The sequence below is a fragment of the Companilactobacillus musae genome (genome assembly GCF_003967595.1).
GTDB classification, from domain to species: Bacteria; Bacillota; Bacilli; order Lactobacillales; family Lactobacillaceae; genus Companilactobacillus; species Companilactobacillus musae.
In genome coordinates this window covers 372,873-395,455 of the sequence record NZ_BIFW01000001.1, presented here as the reverse complement: position 1 = coordinate 395,455, position 22,583 = coordinate 372,873, and the positions used below count along the sequence as shown (strand labels likewise).

Sequence of the window (22,583 nt, the reverse complement as noted above, 5' to 3'; positions counted from 1 at the left end):
ATGACTGATCCTTAGAATTGAGTAAATTGTTAATTTGATATTAACTATTAGTTAATACAAATAAAATAAAAAAGCGATTTCTGTGTTAGGATTTTGTAGCACTTAACTAGAAATCGTTTTTCTATGATCAACTTATTATGCAAGCCTTAGTAAAACAGATAAATACGCTCAACTAAAAGAGTTTATTGTTAAAACATATCACGATTCAAATTCAACCTACGGTTATCGTCGAATTTGGAAGGAGTCTCTCAAGTTTGGATTCAAGAATTCTCCAGAAACAATTCGGCATTTAATGACAAAACTTAAATTAAAAGTAGTTATTTTTTCAAAACATAAATCTGGCCATTGTTCCTATAAGGGTAACCTTGGAAAAGTAGCTTCTAATACAATCAAACAGAAATTCACTGAGACAGAACCATTAAAGATGTAACTCAAATACGTTTGCGTAAAGACAAATGGAGGGTATCGACTTAAATATTATCGAGATATCCTAAAAACAATGGGTATTAAACAAAGTATGTCTTGAAAGGGCAATAGAGCTTTTTTAATCTACTCAAAAGAGAATGTCTTTATAAGTAATCGGTTAACCTAACCGAATTAAAGAACTTAGTCTCTAAATATATCAATTGATACAACAATAAACGTACTTCTTTAAAAAAATGGATTGTCACCCGTAGAATACAGAGAACAATCCATGATTTTTTAAAACCTATAAAAATGTCTAACTTTTTTATTACACTTCAATATGATTGATATTACCATACCTAATTTTTTTGTTCAATGTTCATTCAATCTTACTCGTATTATTTCCCCTGCAGAAAACGTTTTTAAATTTCCATTTTTTTCCTTGACTGTGAGATAACCATTATTTTCAATTTTTTGAGCTATGCTTTCTATTGTTTTGTTTCCTAATTGGATAGTAATATTTTTTCCAAGTATTAACGAACGTTTTCTGTAATCGTTTAAAAAATGTTTTTTAGAATAATAATATTTAATTATTTTTTTAATGATTTGAATCAATAATTTGTTCTGGTCTACAGTGCTTTTTGTATTAATACCGATAGCCTTATACGATAAATAATTAGGAAATTGTGCTGTAGATAAGTTTATACCGACTCCAATAATAAGATTTAATGAGCCATTTGAATTAGGATAAACGTCGGTAATAATGCCAGCAACTTTGAATCCTTTTAAGTATATATCATTAACCCATTTTAATTTAAAACTTTTATCAGGAAAAAAATTTTCTAAAACTTTAGATATAACGACTGCTATATCAATTGTTAATAGTTCATTTTTTGATAAATTTTTTTTCCAGTTTGGCAAAATGATACTAAAGTAAAGTCCAGTTGTAGGTGGGGAATAAAAGTCCCGTCCGTGACGACCATGTCCTTTAGTTTGTTCATCTGCCACCAAGGTTAAGGGAGTTTTCAATGATTTTTTTTTTAAAATTCTTTTGGCAAGTTCTTGGGTAGAGTCAATCCTTTTAAAATAATGAATATTATTGGTAATTTTGTTTCTGTTATAAGAATTCATATTTATTTTCCCCTTTAAATGATAAATATATGTGTATGCTTTCTTAATCGACGAGCAATTAAGGTAGATAATATCGCTTTTATTAAATCATTAGGAACAAAAAATAAATTTGAAATAAAAATAGTAATAAATGGTGTGTGTGATTGATAGGATAATATTAATGAACCAACGAGATATGAATTTAAGATTCCAAATATACATACTATTAAAAATTCTTTCCACCAAAAATTTTTATTTCTTTTATTAAAATATTTAACAGAGTAACCTATAAAAATGGGTGTCAAAATCCAAGCTATTAGATAGCCGCAAGTCGGTCCTAAAAAAACAATAATTCCACCACGAGATCCGGAAAGAACAGGTATCCCTAAAATAATCAATAAGTAAAATATTATTACAGAAATGGTCCCATACCTCGGCCCTAAAAGTTCGCCAGAGATCATAATTCCAATATTTTGTAGAACAATTGGAACCGGAATCAACCCAAGTGTAATTGGGGGAAATAGGCCCAAAATAATAAGAATTGCGGTCATGGCCGATGCCATAACAAGACCTTCAATTTTTAGATTGTTCAATTTAATTTATACCTCTTCTAAGATTTCAATAATAACTTTTTAAATTTAAAACATTAATAATTAAATCAAAGAATGGTTTGATATTCAAACTAAAATGTTATATTATATTTTTCATGAAACAGAGAATGCTTTTATTTTGAAGATATTACTAAGTTTTTTAATTTTTAGAGAGTTAATATGCAAAATGGTTTGATATTCAAACTAAAATGATATATTATGCTTTTTATGAAATTAAGTTAACTTGGTTTCAAATTTTTATTGATGTTTTATATTATTTCTGACGGTTAATTGTATTAAATGGTTTGATGTCCAAACTATTTAATGCGTAGAATGACTGCCTTATTCGAAAGGAATGACTTAATGAGTTTATTAAATGCATCTGAAATTATGGAATTAATTCCAAACAGGTATCCGATACTTTTTATAGATAAGGTTGACAGTTTAGAGGACGGACAGTCTATAACGTGTACAAAAAATGTGACAATTAATGAGGAATTCTTTAGAGGGCATTTTCCGAGAAATCCTGTAATGCCAGGTGTGCTAATAATAGAATCGCTTGCCCAGGCAGCATCTATTTTGATTTTAAAAACAGAGAAATATCGTGGTAAAACGGCTTATCTTGGTTCTATTGATAATGCCAAATTTAGAAAAGTAGTCCGCCCTGGAGATGTTTTAAAGCTTCAGGTAATAATGGAAAAACAGAGAATGAATATGGGTAAGGTTAACTGTAAAGCAATTGTCGATGATCAAATTGCTTGCTCTGCTATCCTATCGTTTATAGTTTCTGATGTTAAAAATAAAATTTAAATTTGCTGGAGTAATATTTGATGAAATTTGAAGATTTTAAAATAATATCAACAGCCAGTTATGTTCCCGAAAGAACCGTAACCAATAAAGAACTTACAAGTATACTAGACACGACCGATGAATGGATAGTTAAACGTACAGGTATAAATAGAAGACATGTTGTTACTACAGAAACAACAAGTGTGCTTTGTACTAAGGTTGCCAACCAACTTTTACTGAAAAGTAGTTTAACAGCAGATGATATTGATTTAATAGTAGTTGCTACAATGTCGCCTGATTATTTGACTCCATCGGTTAGTTCGATGGTGCAAGGAAATATAAAAGCAAAAAATGCTATTGCAATTGACATTAACACTGCTTGTTCTGGTTTTGCATATGGAATTCATTTGGTTAGACAATTATTAATTAATAATTATAAAAAAAATGCCATTCTTATAGGCGGAGAAAATTTAAGTAAGTTAGTAGATTGGAATGACAGGTCTACTGCAGTTCTTTTTGGTGATGGAGCCGGAGGAATTCTGATTAGTAATACTTGCATAAGTGAGAATAGTACATTTATTGCAGAAGATTTAAAGACCTTGGGTAATTATGGAAATTATATAGTAGCTGGTTATACTGGCCAACCAGCACCATTCTCTACTCAAAAAATTGAATCACCATTTTTTAAGATGAATGGACGAAAAGTTTATAATTTTGCAATTGAAGAAGTACCTAAATCCATCAATGGCGCATTAAAACGAGCAAATCTGTGTACTAATGATATTGATTTTTTTCTATTACATCAGGCTAATGAAAGAATTATTAAGAGAATATCCGAAAAGATGGGAATTTCTGAAGACAAATTTTTAATCAATATCGGAGAATACGGAAATACGGCTGCAGCTAGTGAGGCTATTCTATTTGATCAATTTGTTAATAGTAAGGTAATTGATAGAGGAGATAAAATAGTTTTTTCAGGTTTTGGCGGTGGGCTATCAATTGGCACGGTGATTATCAAATATTAGTTGATCTTGTGTTTATTAAAATAAATTTTATAGTAAAGGACTTTAATAAAATGATTGGTTTTCTATTTAGTGGTCAGGGTAGTCAATTTAAAAATATGGGTCAGGATTTATATGAAAATAAATCGATTTATCGTCAAGTTGTCGATAGATCTTCTAAAGTTTTAGGTCTTGATATGAGTAAAGCTACAGTATTTGATGATCCCCAAAATGTTCAAACTTCTATTTTGACAATGAGTTATGGAATTTTCCAAATTTTCAAACATGAACTTGAATTAACTCCATCCATTGCAACTGGGCTTAGCCTAGGTGAGTATAGTGCTCTTGTTTCGGCAAGTAGTTTGGATTTTGAAAATGGATTGAAGCTTGTTAGGGATAGAAGTCAATATATGTTTCAAAGTGAGAAAAAACATCCAGGAAAAATGGTAGCAATTGTTAACTGTGATATTGATATGATCGAAGATGCAATAAAATACGCATCAAAAGAAGGAACCGTTTATATTGCTAATTATAATTTGAAATCACAGATTGTAATTGGTGGATCTTTTACGGGAATAGAGAGAGCAACGGACTATCTTAAAAATCATGGAATCAAAAGAATTTTTCCTTTAAAAGTTAACGTGATCTCGCATACGCCTTTTATGGAGGAAGCGGCGACTTTATTGAAAAGAAGGATAGAATCAATAAAGTTTCACGAATTTGATTTTCCAGTTATTAGTAACACCACAGTTAAGCCGTTCGATACTTATGAAGTAAAAGAAACCTTAGTAAAACAATTGGTTAGTCCTACTCATTTTGAGGACGATTTAAACTATCTTGTTAATTCAGGATGTGACACTTTTGTTGAAATAGGGCCCGGAGATACCTTAATGAAATTAGCTAAAAGGTCAGGTCAAAAGAATGTTTTTCACGTTGATGATATGGAAACATTGAATGAATTAAAAAGGAGTTTAAACAAATGATGTCCAAAAAAATTGTACTTATAACTGGTGGGGCAAAGGGTATTGGCTTGGCAGCTGCAAAGAAACTTTCATCAAAAGAAATGAAAGTTATCATAAATACCCATACTCCCTTAGAAGAAAAAGAAGCCAAAGAATTAGAAAAACAAGGGATAATTTCTAATGGTTTTGAAGGTGATGTGTCCAATGAAAATGATGCAAAGAGAATCGTAGAAAATATTATCAATATGTATGGGCATATCGATGTGTTAATTAATAATGCAGGAATTACTAAAGACAAATTAATATTTAGGATGAGTTTGGATGAATTTGAAGATGTTTTAAAAGTTAATTTGATTGGTACTTTTAATATGACCAAATTAGTCATTAAGTGTATGCAGAAACAAAGATCTGGAAATATCATTAATATCTCAAGTATTTCTGGTTTACACGGTAATATTGGACAAGGAAATTATTCGGCAAGTAAAGCTGGAATAGTGGGATTAACTAAAACTACAGCTAAAGAGGGGGCAATCAGAGGTATAAGGTGTAATGCTATTGCTCCTGGAATGATAGATACAGATATGGTACATAAAATGTCTGAACAACGACAAAATGAATTTATTAATCAAATCCCATTAGGAAGATTTGGTAAACCTGAAGAAATAGCCGATACAATAAGTTATTTGATTGAAAATAATTATATTACTGGTCAAGTAATTACTGTAGACGGAGGTCTAACAATATAGAAATTAAATTTAAACATATAGATTAAAGAACGAAATTTTAATAGCTATATATTTAACACCAAGGAGAATTTAATATGAATAGGGTTGTCGTAACAGGTATGGGAATTGTCTCACCAATTGGAAATGATATTGACAATTTTATGAAAAACCTTTTCGCATCAAAAAATGGTATTAGTAAAATAACGAAATTCGATGCGTCAAAAACGGGTATAACCGTGGCTGGTGAGGTAAAGGAATTTGATCCTTTAATTAGATTAGATAGAAAATTTGCTAAAAGAAATGATTTATTTTGTAGCTACGCTCTATATAGTGCCAAAGAAGCTATGGAAATGTCTGGTTTAAATGAAACAAATATTCAACCAGAAGAATTAGGTGTAATTTATGGTTCTGGTATTGGTGGATTGACCACTATCCAAAACCAAGTTATTAAAATGTATGATAAAGGCGTTAAAAGAGTTTCGCCTTTGTTTGTACCCAATTCAATTATTAATATGGCCGCTGGAAACATATCCATTGCCTTTAATGCTAAAAATACTAGTCAGGGAATAGTAACAGCATGCTCTTCAGGTACAAATGCTATTGGAGACGCATATGAATATATTAAGCAGGGAAAGGCCACTGCTTTAATTGCGGGAGGTACAGAAGCGTCTATTAATGAAATGGGAATCTCAGGTTTTGCCTCATTAACGGCGTTATCAAGAGAAAAGGATCCCTTAAAAGCCTCAATTCCTTTTGATAAGAATAGAACTGGCTTTGTTCTTGGCGAAGGTGCCGCAACAATTGTTCTAGAAGATTATAAACATGCTAAAAATCGCGGAGCTAAAATATTGGCTGAAGTAGTTGGATACGGAACTACCAGTGATGCTTATCATATGACGGCTCCAAATCCTGATGGTGAGGGTGCTGCTAGAGCAATGGTCCAGGCTATTGCAGAAGCAGAGATTAGTGAGAAAGATATTGATTATATAAATGCTCATGGGACGAGTACCGCCGCCAATGATTCAGCCGAATCTAAAGCAATTAATAAGGTATTTGTCAATAACAATCATTTAAAAGTAAGCAGTACAAAGGGAATGACAGGTCATGCGTTGGGGGCAGCAGGTGCTATTGAAGCTGTTGCTTCAATACTATCGATTAAAAATAATCAGATGCCTGTTAATGTTGGTTTGATGCAACAAGATGATGAGTGCAATATTGAATTAGTTAATGAAGACAATAAAAAAGCAGAAATAAATTATGTTATGAGTAATTCGTTTGGATTTGGAGGTCACAATGCAGTGATCATCTTTAGAGGTGTGTAATTGATATGGATGAAAAGGATATTGAAAAATTATTAGTTAAATTTGATTCTTTATCAGTAGAGACTTTGAAATTTTCTCAGGATAATTTTAGTTTGGAATTTAATAAAACAAGTATCAATAATAGTAGTCAATTAAAAAAGACGGAAGTTAATGCTGTTACAAACAATGATTCTCCAAAAGAAGTTAAAGTTGATGATAATTTAGATATTATAAGGTCTCCACTAGTAGGTGTACTTTATCTTTCGCCTAGCCCAGATGAAAAACCTTTTAAAAAAATAGGAGACTATGTAAAAAAAGATGAAGTAATTTGCGTGGTAGAGGCTATGAAAATGTTTAATGAAATAAAAAGTGATACATCAGGTTTTATTGAAGATGTATTAGTTGATGATTGTTCGATGGTTGAATTCAATCAACCTATTTTCAAGATTACAAAGGGAGATCTTAATGATAACTGAATTAGACAATCTCATACCACAACGTTATCCATTTGAATTCATCGACAAATTCGTTCGTATTGAAGCAGGTGTTAGGGCATCGGCGGTTAAATTGATTTCCATAAACGAATGGTTTTTTAGTCAAAATGATAAAAATAATTTGATTGTACCTCGTCCATTTGTTATTGAAATGATGGCTCAGACAGGAGTTGGAGCTATTCTTTCTCTACATGAAGGAGAGGAGTTAAATGTTTTTTTTGGCGGAATTAGAAAAGCAATATATTTTGAAGATATTGTTCCAGGAGATATTTTAAATATAACTGTCGAAATGAAGAAAGTTAAAGGCAAAATGGGTTTAGGTAATGGAATTATATTAAAGAATAACGTTGTGGTCTGTAAAGCAGATTTGATTTTTGTTATTGAAAGATAAATGAGCATAATGTTAAAAAAAATATTAGTTGCTAATCGTGGAGAAATTGCAGTACAAATTATTAGAGCAGTACACGATATGGGTATTACGGCTGTCGCAATTTATTCTGAAGCAGATAAGGATAGTTTGTTTGTTAAGTTAGCCGATGAAACAGTATGTATAGGTAAAAGTTCTTCAGACGAATCGTACTTAAATATGATAGGAATAATCAACGTCGCCAATTTAACTGGTTGTGATGCGGTTCATCCAGGGTATGGTTTTTTATCTGAAAATGCAGAATTTGCAAAATTGTGTGAAGAATGTTCCCTGAAGTTTATTGGTCCTAAATATAAAACTATTTCTTTGATGGGGGATAAATCAAAAGCTAGAAAAAAAATGAGTGATATAGGAGTTCCAGTTATACCAGGCAGTGACGGGGCAGTTACATCTAAACTAGAAGCTAAACAAATAGCAAAAAAAATTGGTTTCCCAGTCCTATTAAAGTCAGCTATGGGCGGCGGTGGAAAGGGAATACGTAAGGTAGATTGTTTGGAGGATTTAGAGAGTGCCTTTTATGAAGCTCAACAAGAATCCATAGCTTCCTATAATAATGATGAGATCTATATAGAAAAGCTCATCTGTAATGCTAAGCATATTGAAATGCAGGTTCTTGCTGATAATTATGGAAATATAGTATATCTTCCTGAACGGGACTGTTCCATTCAACGTAATCATCAAAAAGTAATTGAAGAGAGTCCATGTCTGATGGTTTCACCAGAAGAACGAGCTTCCTTAGGAAAAATCGTTAGTCAAGCAACTAAAGAAATCAGTTACGTTAATACTGGTACTTATGAATTTTTAATGGACAGAGATCATAATTTTTATTTCATAGAGATGAATACCAGAATTCAAGTTGAATATACGGTAACTGAGTCCATTACTGGATTTGAATTAATAAAAATGCAAATAATGATTGCCGATGGTGAAGTCCTACCTATTAAACAGAAGGATGTATTAATTAAGGGATACTCTTTAGAATGTCGATTAAATGCGGAAGACGTGGAGAAAAATTTTAGTCCTCAGCCTGGAAGTATTAAAAAACTTTTTTTTCCAACTGGAACTTTAGGAGTCAGGGTAGATTCAGGCATCATACAGGGAAGTGTTGTACCACCATATTATGATTCGATGGTAGCAAAGATTGTTGTCTGTTTGAATAATAAGGCCGATGCAATAAATAAGATGACCAGAGTTTTAAAAGAGATAACAATTGATGGTATAAAAACAAATCGCGAATTTCTGAAATTCTTAGTGAACACTAATGAATTTAAAAGTGGTAATTTTGATACCAATTTTATTGAAAAAAATATGAATCATTGGAGAGGTGAGTATAACGATAAACCCAAATGAAAAACAAATTAGAGAAAATATTTTATCAAAAAGAATGTCTTTAATACCAGATGGCTTAATAAAAAAATGTCCATTTTGTAAAAATGTACTTTTGGCTTCAAATATTGGTAAATATAAAGTATGTCCCAAATGTGGTTACGGATTTAGAATTACAGCCAAAGAGAGAGCTGATTTGATATTTGATGATTTTTGTGAAATGGATGCTAAAATTACTGTTCCAGAATACTATTTTAATAAAACTGAATATGTGAAAAAAATAGAAAAATCTAAAAAAATAACAAATATGAATGAAAGTGTACTAACGGGAAAAGCAACTTTAGGAAATATTCAAATTATGGCCGGTATAATGGACCCCTTTTGGATTATGGGTAGTTTAGGAAAAGCAACAGGTGAGAAGATCACTAGAATGTTTGAATATGCTACTAAAAACAAAATGCCGGTTGTTATGTTTACTGCTTCTGGAGGAGCACGAATGCAAGAAGGAATGAACGCCTTAATGCAAATGGTAAAAGTATCTGGGGCCGTTAGTGATCATGATAAGGCAGGGTTGTTATATATAGTAGTTCTGTGTAACCCAACTATGGGAGGAGTTACGGCCAGTTTTGGAATGCAGGGAGATATAACTCTTGCCGAGCCACATTCATTAGTCGGCTTTGCGGGCAAACGTGTAATTGAGCAAACGATTAGAGAAAAAACTCCAGAAGATTTTCAAGAAGCAGAAAAAGTCATGAAATATGGTTTTATTGATCAAATTGTTGAAAGATCTGATTTGAACACTGTGTTGAAACGAATCCTTTTCTTACATGAAGGGAGGTAAAATCATGAAAGAATCCGCCTACCAAAAGGTTAGAAATGCACGAGATAAGGAAAAGATTTCAATTGAAGATATTATTCAAGAAATTACAACTGATTTTTTTGAATTACATGGAGATAATATTGAAGCTGATGATAAGACATTAATCGGCGGGCTAGGCAAAATAGGTAACATGCCAGTTACAATTATTGCCATTCAAAAGGGAAACAACCTTGAGCAAAATATTGAATATAATTTTGGAAGTGCAAGACCTGAAGGTTATCGCAAAGCATTGAGGTTGATGAAACAAGCTGAAAAATTTAATCGTCCTATCCTTGCTTTGATAAATACCCCGGGTGCTTGGCCAGATATTGAATCGGAATATCATGGTCAGGGGGCTGCAATTTCTCAATGTATAATTCAGGGCTTAAGAATTCGCGTTCCCTATATGAGTATTATCGTCGGTGAGGGCGGTAGTGGGGGAGCTCTGGCTTTGGCTAGTGGTGATCGAGTATTTATGTTTGAAAATAGTTTTTATTCTGTTGTTTCTCCGGAAGGTTATGCAAGCATTATCTGGAAGGATTCCTCAAAAGTGGCTGAGGCGGCCGAAGCGCTTAACCTAACTCCCGAAAAACTTCTAAAGGATGGAATAATTGACAAAATACTTCCAGATTATAAAAATTCAGATGATTTAAAAGAACTAAAGGAATTTATAATAGAGGAATTTTTAAATTTGAAAAAATTATCGATTGATAAACTTATAGAAAATCGAAAAAGTAGATTTAGAAAATTTTAATTAAAATTTTAATTATACAAAAGGAAGTAAAAAAAATGGACGGTTTTTTAAAAGATAAGCTAATAGTGATAATGGGTATAACTAATGAGCGAAGTATAGCTTGGGGATGCGCACAGGAAATTCTTGCTCAAGGTGGCAAAGTTATTGCTACTTATCAAAATGACAGAATTATGAAAAGCATCAAGCGATTTATACCCAAAGAAATAGATATTTTTGAGTGTGATGTTTCTAAAGACGAAAATATTTTTAATTTATTTAAAAATATTGGCGAAAAGTATGGAAAAATAGATGGAATTATTCATGCTATTGCTTATGCTGATAAGCAATCTTTAAAAGATGGGCTAATTAATATCACTAGAGAAGGATATGAATTGGCACAAAGTATTAGTTCTTATTCATTAATACCAGTTGCTAAATATGCTCAACCTATTCTTAGTGACTCGTCAAGTATAATGACTTTGACTTATTTTGGATCAAGCAGAGCGATACCCAACTACAACGTTATGGGAGTCGCAAAAGCAGCATTAGAGGCAAATGTGAGATATTTAGCTGAGGAACTGGGAATGAAAGGAATTAGAGTTAATGCAATATCTGCGGGTGCTGTTAAAACACTAGCGGTTACAGGTATTAAGAATCATGAGGCATTGCTAAAAGAGTCAAGGATGAGAACCGTTGATAAGAAGAGCGTGACGACCAAAGAAATAGGTGATGCGGCGGCATTTCTTATGAGCGATCTATCTTCAGGTATTACAGGAGATGTTATTTACGTTGATAAGGGAGTTCATCTTATTTAAAAAAGGTTTAATATAACCTGTTTCCTCTTTATACGATACGGTCTGTTTGATTAACATTAATTGACTAAAATTTTTTCTCAAGTAAAATTATTATTAAGTGAATCATTTCAAATTTTTTTAGGGAGATATTTTATTGGTGAGCATGAATAAAGAAGATCAGCGGTTTATTAATAATGCGTTAGTTGATGTTTACGATAACATAATGCGTATAGAGGAGAAATCAATAAAAAAGAGTCAGTTTAGCGATATTACCGTAAAAGAATTGCATTTAATACATGCGATTGGATTGGGATCTAATAAGTCAATATCTGAAGTCGCTAGGCTTTTAAATTTAAGCAAAGGAACCCTTACGATTAATCTCAATATTCTTGAAAGAAAAGGATATCTTAATAGAATACAGAATAAGAAAGACCGACGAATTACGAATTTAAAGTTAACAAGAAAGGGTAAGCTGCTTTATAGAGCTCACGATGCCTTTCACAAGAAGTTAGTTGCAAGCTTTTTGTCAGGATTTGATGATGATGAAGTACATCTTATAAAGAGAGCAATGATTAATTTGCAAGGCTTTGTTAAGGAAGCTGAGAAGTACTCAAAGTGAAATATTAATTTAATAAATGGAGTGTAATAAACATGAAAACAAAAGAAGAAATTTTTACAGATTTGAAAAATATTTTAGTCGATCGTCAAAATATCGATGGTAGTAAAGTAAAGGAAAGCACTAATTTAAAAAAAGATTTGGATCTTGATAGTTTAGATGTATTTGAACTTATAGATGTTGTGGAAGATAAGTATGATATTGAAATTGATACAGATTCTGATCAGGGAATCGATACAATCGGAGGATTGACTGAATATATTTATCAAATTCTTTCTAATAAATAATACGTAATATATAAAAACCTCTTAGTTTGAATCTACATTCGGATTGAGAGGTTTTATTATAATTTATTTAGTTTAATGAAACTTGATTTTCTTAGAGCCGAGTATTTGTACCAATATGATATATTTTAATACCAGTTAACGGATTGATAGCACGATGTCCCATAGCCTATTTACTACCTGATTCAACAAGTCGGCCAGTGAATTTACCATTGTTATCGTAGTTTTACTCTAATTATATTTATTCTTGTAGGACACAAGGAATAGGACAAAATATTAAAGCAGAGTTAACTTCTGGTTAAAGTAAATGGTCATACTAAACTTTTCTAGGGATCTAACATTAAATTTTCTGAATATAGAATTTCACTGTAAATCTCATCTATAGATTCAATGTATAATGTATAAAGAAGACAATACTGTTCAATAATTCACTGATAAAAGAAATTGATTGTAGATTAAAAGTGGATTGACGGGAATCAATGAACCTGATTCGATTAGATTTGCTATTATGAATCAATCCTGCACCACTATGGCTATAATTTCAAAAGTTTCTAACGATTCAATTACTAAATAGATTAAGATAAGGGGTCAAGAAGTACATTGTGGATTGTGATGAGTAAACATTTGCTTTGGAACGCTTAAGTATGATTACTATATTTCCTAGAATTAATCCAATGAGAATCCCACCTATATTAGGGATATAGACCACTTCAAACCAAATAAATAATGAATCGTAATTGTTAAAAAAGCTGTTGATAGAATAACCAGGATGACTGAATTACTAATAATAATTTTTCAAATTAGTATTTACACTTACCATAGGTATTCGTTGACCATCGAAAAAGAGTAATGGTGCAAGAATAAATATCATAAAGATCTGACTGTTTAAATCAGGTACATTATTTTGAATCCATGAGGTAAGACCAATTAAAAAAACAATTAACGTATTTATAATTGAACTAGAAACATTGGGAATAAGTTTAGATATATTGAAGTCTAGGATTATTTTAGTGAGAACTTTAAAATAGAGGATTTATAACAACATTACCACGGTGACCATGGCCCAAATACAATCTAGGTAATTCAGTAAAAAAGGGAACGACATTAGATGACAATAACTTTTTCATAGCTAAGATTGATAGCTGCGACTTTAGTTGAGCGACAACTGCCCCATCATTTATATTTTGATTTAATTTGGCCTTGCATTGAGAAGTGTTTTTCTTTCTTAATCAGTTATTTGATCGGATGTAATTAATACATCCATTTGGGGCCAGAATGTTTCCTTTTTATTCGTAAATACCTCACAGCAAGAAATTTTTAGAGAAATCAGGAGATAAAAATAGGAAGTAAGCCTATTCTATTAAGCCTACTTCCTGATATAAATACATTAGAAATTTATGGGACTTAATTTAATATAAAGGATTCCAAAAATTAATTTCAAAAAACCATCGATAATGAAAACTAAATCTAAAGGAACTACTAGGAGCATTGATATTAGAACGTTAATAATTGTAAGAATACCTAAAATACCCATCATTTTACCGTGAACTGGAATAAACATAAAGAAGTGTAAACCGACCGATAATAAGACTCCAAACCAAATGATTCTCATAAAATTAATCGATGTTGTCGGATAAGTATTTCTAGCCAAAATGATAGTAAGCACGATAGCAATACACATAATAATAATGGCAGCATTAGCCCAGTATTGTTGTGATTTTGTTCCTGGTCCAACGCTAAGATGTTTGCGAGTTTTAGAATTAAGTTCCCAGAATATACCCACACTATATAGAATTCCAAACGGAATTGTATTTGGCATACCGTTCTTCAATTTCAACGTTAATGAAAGCATGGCGATCCCCACAATGATAAGCCAAATGCCATTAATTCTCTGACGAGGATATTTATAAGCAATATTTTTCATAAAAATCTCCTAAAATTTACTAATTAAGAGTATATATTATTGCCTTTTGAAAATATACAGCTTATTTGCAGAAAAATATTATTTTTGCGCTATGTTAGTTGCTTTAATGAATAAAAAGTCATCATATCAGTTAATTAAAGAGGTTATGAAAAATTTGGATAAAATGGAATTGGAGGAAACGGTAAATATTCCCGTTAAAATCATTCTAAGGCTTGTACTGAAGTCATCGATGGGCAAGATCGGTGGCTTCTTTTCGTTCTCAATTATATATAATAGATAGAATCGAAAAAGTGAAATTTGAAAAATGAAGAAGGAATATTTCATTTAGCAAAAAACTACTAGCCTTTTAAAGTGAAGGGTTAGTATTTTTTTTGAATAAAAAGTACATTTCATAGTAAAGTTTTGGAACTGTCCTTATCAACTTCATATATTTAATTTGAAGTCTTGGTTAAATTTGAAGTGGTTTATGAATCGTTATAAATCGGAATTTGACAATCGATAGGGCATTAAATCCAATAATCATAGCTATCATTATTAGAATATCAGATTGAATATTTAAATTAGTAGAAATAGTTGAACGTAATGAATTGATAAGATAAGTCATTGGTAACCATTGATTCATGGTTTGAGCAAAATGTCCAACTAATTGCATTGGATATAATCCTCCAGATGAAACTACTTGAGTGACTAGGATAATTGATACCAACCAAGTACCAACGCCCCCTAAAAGTGTACTTAAACAAAAAATCAATGATTGAAATAATAATGATCCAAGGATCAACTCACTAAATAAATCAAATTGAGAATTAACTTGTAAATTATTCAATTTTGTCAAAGTGAAAAATAAAATAACTGATTGAACGATGGCAACTACTGTAATGATGGATGCCTTGGATAACCACCAACCAAAGGCTGAAGTTGGTTTCTTGTGTGGATCATTGTCATACATAGTTCCTAAAGCAATTCCTGCAACATAGATGCCAAGTGCGATAGCAAATGGAGCCATTCCGGTACCGTTATTAGGCACTTTGTTAATATCAGTTAAATGTTCAGAGATAGGAGTTGCCAAATGACCGGCTGTTTGTTCATTTTTAGAAATTGTATTTAATCCAGCGGCCCCACTTAGCAAAGCTCCTGATAATTGTTGAGTTCCAGCCTTTAATTGAGGGGATGGTGATTGACTGGATAACTGATTGGTAACCGTCCCAGCTCTAGTCATGCCGTTTTGAGCGCCACTTAGAGCTTTAAGAATCACTTTTGAATACGTAGACGTTACTTGCTCTGATACTTTTTGATTAACATTGGTTGCGGCTCCGGTAGTTATTTTAGAAACAATAAAGTTCTGGCCAGAATTAATTTGATAATTGATTTTCATTTTTTGAGGATGTGATGAAAGTAAAGTGGTTGAATTTTTAGAAAAGTCTTTGGGAATAATAATAGTCATATAAGATTTACCCGAACGCAAACGCCGATCAGCTTTTGTTGAACTTGTCTCTTCAAAATCAAAGACATCTTTATCCTTGAGACTTCTTGTTAAATTATCACCAATTGTAATTCTCTTGCCATTGAAGGTTACTGATCTGTCTTCATTAACAATGCTTACTGGAATATGGTCTATTTTTCCATAAGTATTCCACATTGAAGAGAGGTAGATATAACAGTAAATAGCAGGAATTAAAGCAATTGCCAATAACACTATTAATATCTTTTTATTATCTATGAGGTATTTCCATTCTGATTTAAACATGATTGAAATCTCCTTCAATAATTTTTTATACAACCGCATAATAGATTTTTAATATTGAAGGAACAATATGCAAAAATAGATAAAGTGTTGAGTAGATATGACTGTATTTTCAAATAAATTCAAATATGCTTGTGTTATATCGGTAACAAAAATACGTGAAGTGTTTATTTATTGAATTTAAATTATTTTGGATTATTATCAACCTTAAATAAACAGTCAGTTCATTTAAGGGGTGTTTTCTGATGGAGTCAAATGAAAAAAGATTAAAAACGGAAATGAAAATTCAACGGGCTTTTATCAAAATTGTTAGTGCTGAAGGATTTGATAAATTAACGATCAGCGCTTTGATCAAAGAGGCAAAAATTAATCGTGGAACCTTTTATATTCACTATTTGGATAAATATGATTTGAAATCTCAATATGAAAAAGAAATAATTTTGGATATTCAGAATATATTTTCAAATTATAAGAAACCAGATTTATATAAATCATTGAATAAGAATAATGCTTTTTTGCAGTTATTCAAATATCTCTATCGTCAAAAAGAATTATCTATATTATTGTTGAAGGATTATGATTCCAAATTTGTTAAGGATATTAAAAGTTTAGTGCTATCTATTGCATCTAATGCCACAGAAAACGATGATAAATTGCCAAAAAATTATGCTAATGAACTACTGTCACAGGGAATACTGGACTTTTTGATCTATTGGCTTGAGGGTACTCCTGTATTAAAACCTCAGAAAATTTACGATATTTTTATCTATACGAGAACGTTGAACCCCGAACAACTTTCCAATCGATGCAAATAAGGCTAGACAAATTTATAACGAATTTGTCTAGCCTTATTTTTTATAAATGAACAGTTTTAATTCATGAAATTGTCTATAAATAACTGATTAATAAGCGTTTTAAAAAATTATTTAATCAACAAGGTGTTTATCTTTGATTATTGTTGAATTAATCTCTAGGTTTTATCATCTGTACTGAAATAAGAAAAAGTTATCTTTCAATATTATTTATCAAAGTTGAGGTAATTAACGATGCTTAAGAGAAATATGAAATGGATAATTTATATTCTTTTTTTAATTCTATTAACTAGTGGCTTTGTAGAACAGTCATCAGTCGGGGCAATGCAAATATTCAACGCAAATTATATGTCGCCAATTGTCATGGTTCCTGGTTCATCAGCGGGAGAAAATCGTTTTGATTATTTAATTTCCAATCTACCTAGAGAAAAGAATCATTTTAAACACAGTGTTTTAAAAGTCAAAGTGGACGAAAACGGTAAAATGAAATTTCATGGTGGAATCTTAAGTATAGATAATCAACCTATCGTAGTAGTGTCCTTTCAAAATAATCGCGATGGATATCGGAACATCAATCAACAGGCTAAGTTGCTTGGTAAAGTTATGCAAAGTTTACAAACTAAGTATGGCTTTACAAATTTTAGGGCTCTTGGACATTCGAATGGTGGTCTAATTTGGGCATTAGCAATTGAAAAGTATATTAACATTTCAAAAATGCATCTCGATTGTTTGATGACTATTGCGACACCTTATAATTTGCAGGGATCAAAGATGTTGAACGAACTAGTTCACAATCGCAATAAGATTCCTTATAATACTACGATTTATTCAATTGCTGGTGCTAAAAACTATTCGACCGATGGTCTAGTCAAAGTAGATTCTGTTTATAGTGGAAAATATATTTATCAATCTCAGGTTAGATATTTTACTGAGATTACTCTAACTGGAGAAAATACTAGCCATTCAGATTTGCCGGAAAATAGACAAGTTATTGGGATTGTCTCTAACTATTTATTTAATAATTTGGCTGAAACCAAAAAACCTTTTATTAGTTGAAAGTCGGATGATAAATTTATGCTACTGGGATATTCTAAACTACATTGATTTTCTTGGAAATAAATTCCAGCCAAGAGTTCGATCTATTGAAATATGGAGTAACCAAATAATCATGATACTAGTAAATAAGTTGTTTGATTTAGTTATTAAGTTTACCGATAGCAGGATAATTGGTAAGAGTAATGTATGAGATAAGTTATAAGCTTTCTCACCAGTTTTGGTAGAAATGAAAAATCCCAATGCGGTAATATCAGGGATTAAATATAGAATTGGTATCAACTCCCAATTTCCCATATGGCTATAAATGATTAACAAAACAATGGACAATGAAGCATATTCGTAACGATAAATTTTTGTCATCAAGAACATCTCCTATGATTTTATTTAAAATAAAGTAACATGGGACCTAACAACCAAGTCAAATAATTGAGACTGTTGAAGTTTGATAATAAAATGTAGTTTTTTCATATTACGAAACATCGTTTAGAAGCCGAGATCTGCATTGCTATGTATATGATAAATTCTGATACGAAATAGTAACATTAATGAATAGCACTAAAATAAAGGATAATTACTTTAAATAGCAAAAAAACTACTAGTCTTCTAAAGTGAAGTTAGTAGTTTTTTTGGAGTATAAAGTACTTTTAAATCAAAGTATCTCTAAAAAATATTTATTTTTATAAATTTTTACTTATTTTTCAAAATACTTACGAGCCATAGTCTTATAAATACTAATATATTGTAAGTAATCATCTTCAAAAATAAACTCATTAACTTGATGAGCAGATTCATTACCAGGACCGGCAACAACTACGTCAAGGTCTGGGTTAGCTTGAACAAATTTAGAAGCGTCAGTACCACCAGGAGCACCAACGGTTAAGATGTTAACACCAAGTACATCTTTATAACTGGCACGAACTAATTTCATAAAGTCAGAGTTGATGTCAGTTTTGACAGGCCAGTTGCTACTCAAAAGTTTAAACTCTAATTTCATTCTTGGATCGGCTTGATTTAACTTGTCGATCATTTCTTCTAAGTCAGCAATGATTTTATCGTTGCTATATTCAGGGATGGTTCTAATTTTAACAGTCATTTCAGCATAGTCAGGAATAGTGTTCTCTTGTTTACCACTGTTCAAAACGGTAACTGATGGTTTTGTTGTTCCGAGTACATCATCTTCAGTTTTAATTAGCTCAGAGAAATATTCATTTTGCTTATTATAGTAAGTAATTAAGTTATCCAAAGCATTGATACCTACTTCAGGCATGGAGCTGTGAGCGGCACGTCCATGAGAAACTACTTTGTATGTAACTGAACCCTTGTGAGCACAAAAGGCTGCGATACGTGTTTCTGGCTTGGCGCCATTTGTTTCGATCAAACCACTGTCAATTAATTTTTCCATAACTAGACGTGATGATGAATTACTTGGTTCACCAACAATTAAGGCATTTAAATCGTCAGCGTATCCTTCTTTAGAAAGTTTTTCAGCTCCGATTTCACCAACTTCTTCACCGACAGTGGCGATAAATTTGATATTTCCTTTGAAATCAGGGTCTTCGTTTAATTCAATCAAGGAGATAGCTAAAGCAGCTAGTCCACCTTTCATATCAGATGAACCACGACCAAAGATCTTGCCATCGATATGTTTCGGATTGAAGGGACCATAGTTCCATGCTTCGTCGTCGACTGTAGCTACGACATCTTCATGTCCAGTGAAACCCAAGATAGGTCCGTCACCTTTTTTGATAGTGGCGATAAGATTGTATCTATTTTCATCATATTTGTTTAATTCAGTTTCGATACCATTTTTTTCAAAAAGTTCTTTTAAATAGTTGGCAACTTTTTCTTCATCACCATTGACAGTTTCCAGTTTGATTAAATCGTCTAAAACACTAAGTCTTTGTGCTTTGTCCATTTTTTTACCCCTCCAAGATAATGTATAATGTTCATACTAAATGTTTCATATTACATTTTAGTATTTTTTAGGGTAAATGAGTAATGAAAGGTTGTTTGAAATGAATTTATTAATGAAGATCGATCGTTGGTTGGGAGTTTTATTGTTAGTAGTTGCTGTTTTAGGATTTATTTTTAAATGGTTCAGCAACGGTAACTTAATTTCTGCAGGTATTGCTGGGGCAGTGTTGTTACTGATTTCTGCAACTGCTGATATTGATAAACCAAGTAAATAAAAAGCGGGGAACACTGACTGTTTAAGTCAGAATTCCCCGTTTGTTTATTTAATTTACTTTTTTACGTCCCTCAGGAGTATATTTGTTATTTTGATGTCTTCGATACAAATAATAGATTCCGCCGACAATTGCGAGAATTACAGCTAATGGAAGTATTATGTGAATGAAGATTGAGAATAATAAGAGGGCAATAAAGAAGCCCAAAACGTATTTCCAAATGTTATTCATTTAATTCTCCTTTTATATTTGTGTCTTAAATTTTATTCATAATCGTTGTAAAGTCAAGGAAAAGGCTTATTGATTGACTTTATTTTGCCAAGTTGTTAATATGACAATTAGTCGCTACCTCTTAGAGATACGGAACAATAAAGGAGGCGTGAATAATATGAAATATAGAATTCTTTTAGATCTTAAAGATCAATTATTCACAGCAGTTGATGTTAATGATAGCAATCACTTTGGTAACGGTACAACCATTGAAAAAGCTATCGACAACTTAAAGAATAACAAAGCTGCGTAAAATAAAATTTTAATTAGTCTTGGTGCTTAGGCATCAGGACTTTTTTATTGTCCTTATTCAGGATTATCTACAGCAAAACCACCAAATTTTGCATTAACTGCTTTGGCCAAAGCATGTGGTTCAATCAAGATTGACTGACCAACTTTGCCAGCTGAAACGATGATCTTTTCAGATCTTTCAGCCTCATTGTCAAAATAAATAGGATAATTATGTAGTGAGTGGATACCAACAGGACTGTTAGCGCCGTGTTCAAATCCACTGGTTTTGATTAGGTCCTTAAGTGGGACCATACCGACTTTTTTGTTACCTGAAAGCTTAGCAAGCATTTTGTAACTAAGATGCTTGTCTAGTGGTAGCATACCGACCAATGGACCAGTTTTGTTACCAGTGAGGACTAGGGTCTTATAAATCTTGTAGCCGTCACGAGTGGACTTATCGGTTACTAGTTCCTGCGTGTCACCATCGGATTCAGTCTCGAAAGTCATGGGAACATATTCAACTTTTTCTTTATCTAATATTTTTTCGACTAATGTCTTTTGAATTTTCTTTTTTTTACTCATTTTTTGTCACCAATCCCTAAAACTTAAAGCTTACTTAGTATATAATAACAAAGCTATTAATTTTTGAAAGCAAAGAGATGTTGTTGGTTAGCAAATTATTTTTAATTTTTAAGGTCTATTATATTGTGACTGTTATATAATAATGAGCGTTACAACAGGATAAGGAGCGATTAGTATGAGTTTGTTCAAGAAACATCAAGAAGATCCTGCCAAGAATGATTTTAGTAAAATTTCTCAAGAAATTAAGAATAGTCCTAAAAAATTATCTGAGGCTCAAAAATTATTTAAGGATAATGAATCCTTACGGAAAAAGGTAGCTGATAAAAACAAAACTGAGAAGAAGTAGTTATATTAACTAATACAACTAAGGATATCGTCGTCCGCAAAACATCTGTGGACCACTGGAACGTGGTGGACAAAACTTGAAGCCAATGAAGTTCGCATCGTCTCCAAGATGGGTCTTATTCTAAGCTCGCTATGCAAACTAAGAATAATTTCACCACTGAGGGTCCACAGAAATTTTGCTCCCGACTAGTGATTTGTTTCTATCACTGTTAACTAAGATTGCAGTATTGGAAACTTATCGGTTTATTACTAAATATTTTGAATATCTCTAAAGATTATGCATCTATTAAGTATGTAGTCACTAAGAATGACTGTATGAAACTTAGTAGGTGCTTTTTTAGTGAAATTTTTCTTAGTGACGAAGTCGCTTAGAAAAAGGCCAAGATTTGAAACAATTCGTGCCCACTATGTTCCAGCCCAATTTTCTTTGTTGTGGAGGACGGGAATATTCCTTAACCAAACTAATATAATTTTTATTTTATGTCTTCATAAGTTTAAAATAATGCTTTGCATAATTAAATTCATATGATATAGTTTAAAAAAAGAAGTGAGGTGGATTGTTATGACAGCAATGCCAAATAAATATCGTATTTTAGAAACTAACGTCTTATTAGAAAGATTCGTTACTTACAATGAAGTGTTTAGTGAGTATCTCAAAACTATTAAGTTGATTGAGCGTGGGGAAGCTCTAAGATATGAAACTTATTCTCGATGGGTTGATAATTATTTATCTAATATAAAGAGCTTCATCAAATTGTGTAATTCATATTTAGCCAAATACAATCTAGAAGGTAGTGTTATTGCAGAAAAGCTTAACAATTATTTCATTGGTTTAATTGAAATGGTCAGTTGTATGGATTTAGAGCGAAATTCAGTTGATCATTTAAAATTAGAAAGAGCACAGTCGGATCTTCGAACTAGACAAGAAGAATTTATTCAATCTCTTAATTTTTTCACTAAATAAAGACGGTAACGTCTTTTTTTTATGGGCTTTTTCTAGTAATCTTATTAATAATG

The 22,583-nt window shown here is 31.7% G+C and carries 27 protein-coding genes and 1 pseudogene; 20 read left to right on the top strand and 8 right to left on the bottom strand.

What is annotated here, in order from left to right; all coding sequences use genetic code 11:
- Nucleotides 1–181: 181 nt before the first annotated feature.
- Nucleotides 182–430 (top strand): annotated as a pseudogene (locus tag LAB100_RS11785) (IS3 family transposase); the annotation flags it as partial.
- Nucleotides 431–777: 347 nt separating this feature from the next.
- On the opposite strand, the gene LAB100_RS01915 reads toward LAB100_RS11785, so the two are convergent.
- Nucleotides 778–1,536 (bottom strand): biotin--[acetyl-CoA-carboxylase] ligase, encoded by a 759-nt coding sequence (locus LAB100_RS01915; RefSeq protein ID WP_119326208.1) that lies wholly within the window; start codon nt 1,534–1,536, stop codon nt 778–780.
- A 14-nt stretch (nt 1,537–1,550) separates the two neighbouring features.
- Complete coding sequence (locus LAB100_RS01910) at nt 1,551–2,108, bottom strand: biotin transporter BioY (protein WP_281273965.1); 558 nt, start codon at nt 2,106–2,108, stop codon at nt 1,551–1,553.
- Nucleotides 2,109–2,468: 360 nt separating this feature from the next.
- Here LAB100_RS01910 and fabZ point away from each other — a divergent pair, with 360 nt between their 5' ends.
- The 13 genes from fabZ to LAB100_RS01845 all read left to right on the top strand — a co-directional run bounded on the left by fabZ (nt 2,469) and on the right by LAB100_RS01845 (nt 12,419).
- On the top strand, nt 2,469–2,915 hold the full coding sequence (fabZ, locus tag LAB100_RS01905) for a 3-hydroxyacyl-ACP dehydratase FabZ (RefSeq protein WP_119326209.1): 447 nt from the start codon (nt 2,469–2,471) through the stop codon (nt 2,913–2,915).
- A gap of 20 nt (nt 2,916–2,935) precedes the next feature.
- A complete protein-coding gene (locus tag LAB100_RS01900; protein WP_119326210.1) occupies nt 2,936–3,919 on the top strand; it encodes a beta-ketoacyl-ACP synthase III in 984 nt (327 codons plus the stop codon).
- A 50-nt stretch (nt 3,920–3,969) separates the two neighbouring features.
- Nucleotides 3,970–4,878, top strand: coding sequence for an ACP S-malonyltransferase (locus LAB100_RS01895; protein ID WP_119326211.1), 909 nt, complete (start codon nt 3,970–3,972; stop codon nt 4,876–4,878).
- Entirely contained in the window at nt 4,875–5,603 is a 729-nt protein-coding gene (locus LAB100_RS01890; RefSeq protein WP_119326212.1) for a 3-oxoacyl-ACP reductase family protein, read from the top strand. The genes LAB100_RS01895 and LAB100_RS01890 overlap by 4 nt, the downstream gene beginning before the upstream one ends.
- Nucleotides 5,604–5,677: 74 nt before the next feature.
- Nucleotides 5,678–6,904: a beta-ketoacyl-ACP synthase II gene (gene fabF, locus LAB100_RS01885; protein ID WP_119326213.1), complete on the top strand. Its 1,227-nt coding sequence runs from the start codon at nt 5,678–5,680 to the stop codon at nt 6,902–6,904.
- Between the two features lie 5 nt (nt 6,905–6,909).
- Entirely contained in the window at nt 6,910–7,359 is a 450-nt protein-coding gene (locus tag LAB100_RS01880; RefSeq protein WP_119326214.1) for an acetyl-CoA carboxylase biotin carboxyl carrier protein, read from the top strand.
- Nucleotides 7,349–7,768 carry a 3-hydroxyacyl-ACP dehydratase FabZ family protein gene (locus LAB100_RS01875; protein WP_119326215.1) on the top strand — a complete coding sequence of 140 codons (420 nt, stop codon included), beginning with the start codon at nt 7,349–7,351 and terminating at the stop codon, nt 7,766–7,768. The genes LAB100_RS01880 and LAB100_RS01875 overlap by 11 nt, the downstream gene beginning before the upstream one ends.
- Nucleotides 7,769–7,777: 9 nt before the next feature.
- Nucleotides 7,778–9,154, top strand: coding sequence for an acetyl-CoA carboxylase biotin carboxylase subunit (locus tag LAB100_RS01870; protein WP_119326380.1), 1,377 nt, complete (start codon nt 7,778–7,780; stop codon nt 9,152–9,154).
- 34 nt (nt 9,155–9,188) lie between these two features.
- On the top strand, nt 9,189–9,971 hold the full coding sequence (locus LAB100_RS01865; RefSeq protein WP_119326382.1) for an acetyl-CoA carboxylase carboxyltransferase subunit beta: 783 nt from the start codon (nt 9,189–9,191) through the stop codon (nt 9,969–9,971).
- A 1-nt stretch (nt 9,972) separates the two neighbouring features.
- The gene (accA, locus tag LAB100_RS01860) at nt 9,973–10,743 is read left to right on the top strand and encodes a carboxyltransferase subunit alpha (RefSeq protein ID WP_119326381.1); all 771 of its coding nucleotides are present in this window, start codon (nt 9,973–9,975) and stop codon (nt 10,741–10,743) included.
- A 35-nt stretch (nt 10,744–10,778) separates the two neighbouring features.
- Nucleotides 10,779–11,537 (top strand): enoyl-ACP reductase FabI, encoded by a 759-nt coding sequence (gene fabI, locus LAB100_RS01855; protein ID WP_119326216.1) that lies wholly within the window; start codon nt 10,779–10,781, stop codon nt 11,535–11,537.
- Between the two features lie 142 nt (nt 11,538–11,679).
- Complete coding sequence (locus tag LAB100_RS01850) at nt 11,680–12,135, top strand: MarR family winged helix-turn-helix transcriptional regulator (RefSeq protein WP_119326383.1); 456 nt, start codon at nt 11,680–11,682, stop codon at nt 12,133–12,135.
- A gap of 32 nt (nt 12,136–12,167) precedes the next feature.
- Entirely contained in the window at nt 12,168–12,419 is a 252-nt protein-coding gene (locus LAB100_RS01845) for an acyl carrier protein (RefSeq protein ID WP_119326217.1), read from the top strand.
- A gap of 1,384 nt (nt 12,420–13,803) precedes the next feature.
- Here the strand turns inward: LAB100_RS01845 and LAB100_RS01840 are convergent.
- Both LAB100_RS01840 and LAB100_RS01835 read right to left on the bottom strand, forming a co-directional pair.
- The gene (locus LAB100_RS01840; RefSeq protein WP_119326218.1) at nt 13,804–14,340 is read right to left on the bottom strand and encodes a DUF6609 family protein; all 537 of its coding nucleotides are present in this window, start codon (nt 14,338–14,340) and stop codon (nt 13,804–13,806) included.
- A 448-nt stretch (nt 14,341–14,788) separates the two neighbouring features.
- Nucleotides 14,789–16,087, bottom strand: coding sequence for a YhgE/Pip family protein (locus tag LAB100_RS01835; RefSeq protein ID WP_119326219.1), 1,299 nt, complete (start codon nt 16,085–16,087; stop codon nt 14,789–14,791).
- A gap of 242 nt (nt 16,088–16,329) precedes the next feature.
- Here LAB100_RS01835 and LAB100_RS01830 point away from each other — a divergent pair, with 242 nt between their 5' ends.
- Complete coding sequence (locus LAB100_RS01830; RefSeq protein WP_119326220.1) at nt 16,330–16,899, top strand: TetR family transcriptional regulator; 570 nt, start codon at nt 16,330–16,332, stop codon at nt 16,897–16,899.
- A 231-nt stretch (nt 16,900–17,130) separates the two neighbouring features.
- The gene (locus LAB100_RS01825; RefSeq protein ID WP_119326221.1) at nt 17,131–17,952 is read left to right on the top strand and encodes an alpha/beta hydrolase; all 822 of its coding nucleotides are present in this window, start codon (nt 17,131–17,133) and stop codon (nt 17,950–17,952) included.
- Between the two features lie 39 nt (nt 17,953–17,991).
- Here the strand turns inward: LAB100_RS01825 and LAB100_RS01820 are convergent, their stop codons facing one another.
- Nucleotides 17,992–18,312, bottom strand: a complete 321-nt coding sequence (locus LAB100_RS01820) for a DUF4260 family protein (protein ID WP_162894182.1) — start codon at nt 18,310–18,312, stop codon at nt 17,992–17,994.
- A 331-nt stretch (nt 18,313–18,643) separates the two neighbouring features.
- Nucleotides 18,644–19,867: a M20/M25/M40 family metallo-hydrolase gene (locus LAB100_RS01815; protein ID WP_119326223.1), complete on the bottom strand. Its 1,224-nt coding sequence runs from the start codon at nt 19,865–19,867 to the stop codon at nt 18,644–18,646.
- Nucleotides 19,868–19,967: 100 nt separating this feature from the next.
- Between LAB100_RS01815 and LAB100_RS11510 the strand changes: the two genes are divergently transcribed.
- A complete protein-coding gene (locus LAB100_RS11510) occupies nt 19,968–20,141 on the top strand; it encodes a hypothetical protein (RefSeq protein WP_162894183.1) in 174 nt (57 codons plus the stop codon).
- A gap of 48 nt (nt 20,142–20,189) precedes the next feature.
- On the opposite strand, the gene LAB100_RS01810 is transcribed toward LAB100_RS11510, so the two are convergent.
- Nucleotides 20,190–20,369 (bottom strand): hypothetical protein, encoded by a 180-nt coding sequence (locus tag LAB100_RS01810; protein ID WP_119326225.1) that lies wholly within the window; start codon nt 20,367–20,369, stop codon nt 20,190–20,192.
- Nucleotides 20,370–20,526: 157 nt separating this feature from the next.
- Here LAB100_RS01810 and LAB100_RS11740 point away from each other — a divergent pair, with 157 nt between their 5' ends.
- The gene (locus LAB100_RS11740; RefSeq protein WP_281273964.1) at nt 20,527–20,661 is read left to right on the top strand and encodes a hypothetical protein; all 135 of its coding nucleotides are present in this window, start codon (nt 20,527–20,529) and stop codon (nt 20,659–20,661) included.
- Nucleotides 20,662–20,714: 53 nt separating this feature from the next.
- Here LAB100_RS11740 and LAB100_RS01805 read toward each other — a convergent pair whose 3' ends face one another.
- The gene (locus LAB100_RS01805; RefSeq protein WP_119326226.1) at nt 20,715–21,221 is read right to left on the bottom strand and encodes an aminoacyl-tRNA deacylase; all 507 of its coding nucleotides are present in this window, start codon (nt 21,219–21,221) and stop codon (nt 20,715–20,717) included.
- Between the two features lie 175 nt (nt 21,222–21,396).
- Between LAB100_RS01805 and LAB100_RS11505 the strand changes: the two genes are divergently transcribed.
- Both LAB100_RS11505 and LAB100_RS01800 read left to right on the top strand, forming a co-directional pair.
- A complete protein-coding gene (locus LAB100_RS11505) occupies nt 21,397–21,567 on the top strand; it encodes a hypothetical protein (RefSeq protein WP_162894184.1) in 171 nt (56 codons plus the stop codon).
- Nucleotides 21,568–22,128: 561 nt separating this feature from the next.
- Nucleotides 22,129–22,530 carry a hypothetical protein gene (locus LAB100_RS01800; RefSeq protein ID WP_119326227.1) on the top strand — a complete coding sequence of 134 codons (402 nt, stop codon included), beginning with the start codon at nt 22,129–22,131 and terminating at the stop codon, nt 22,528–22,530.
- Nucleotides 22,531–22,583 lie beyond the last annotated feature (53 nt).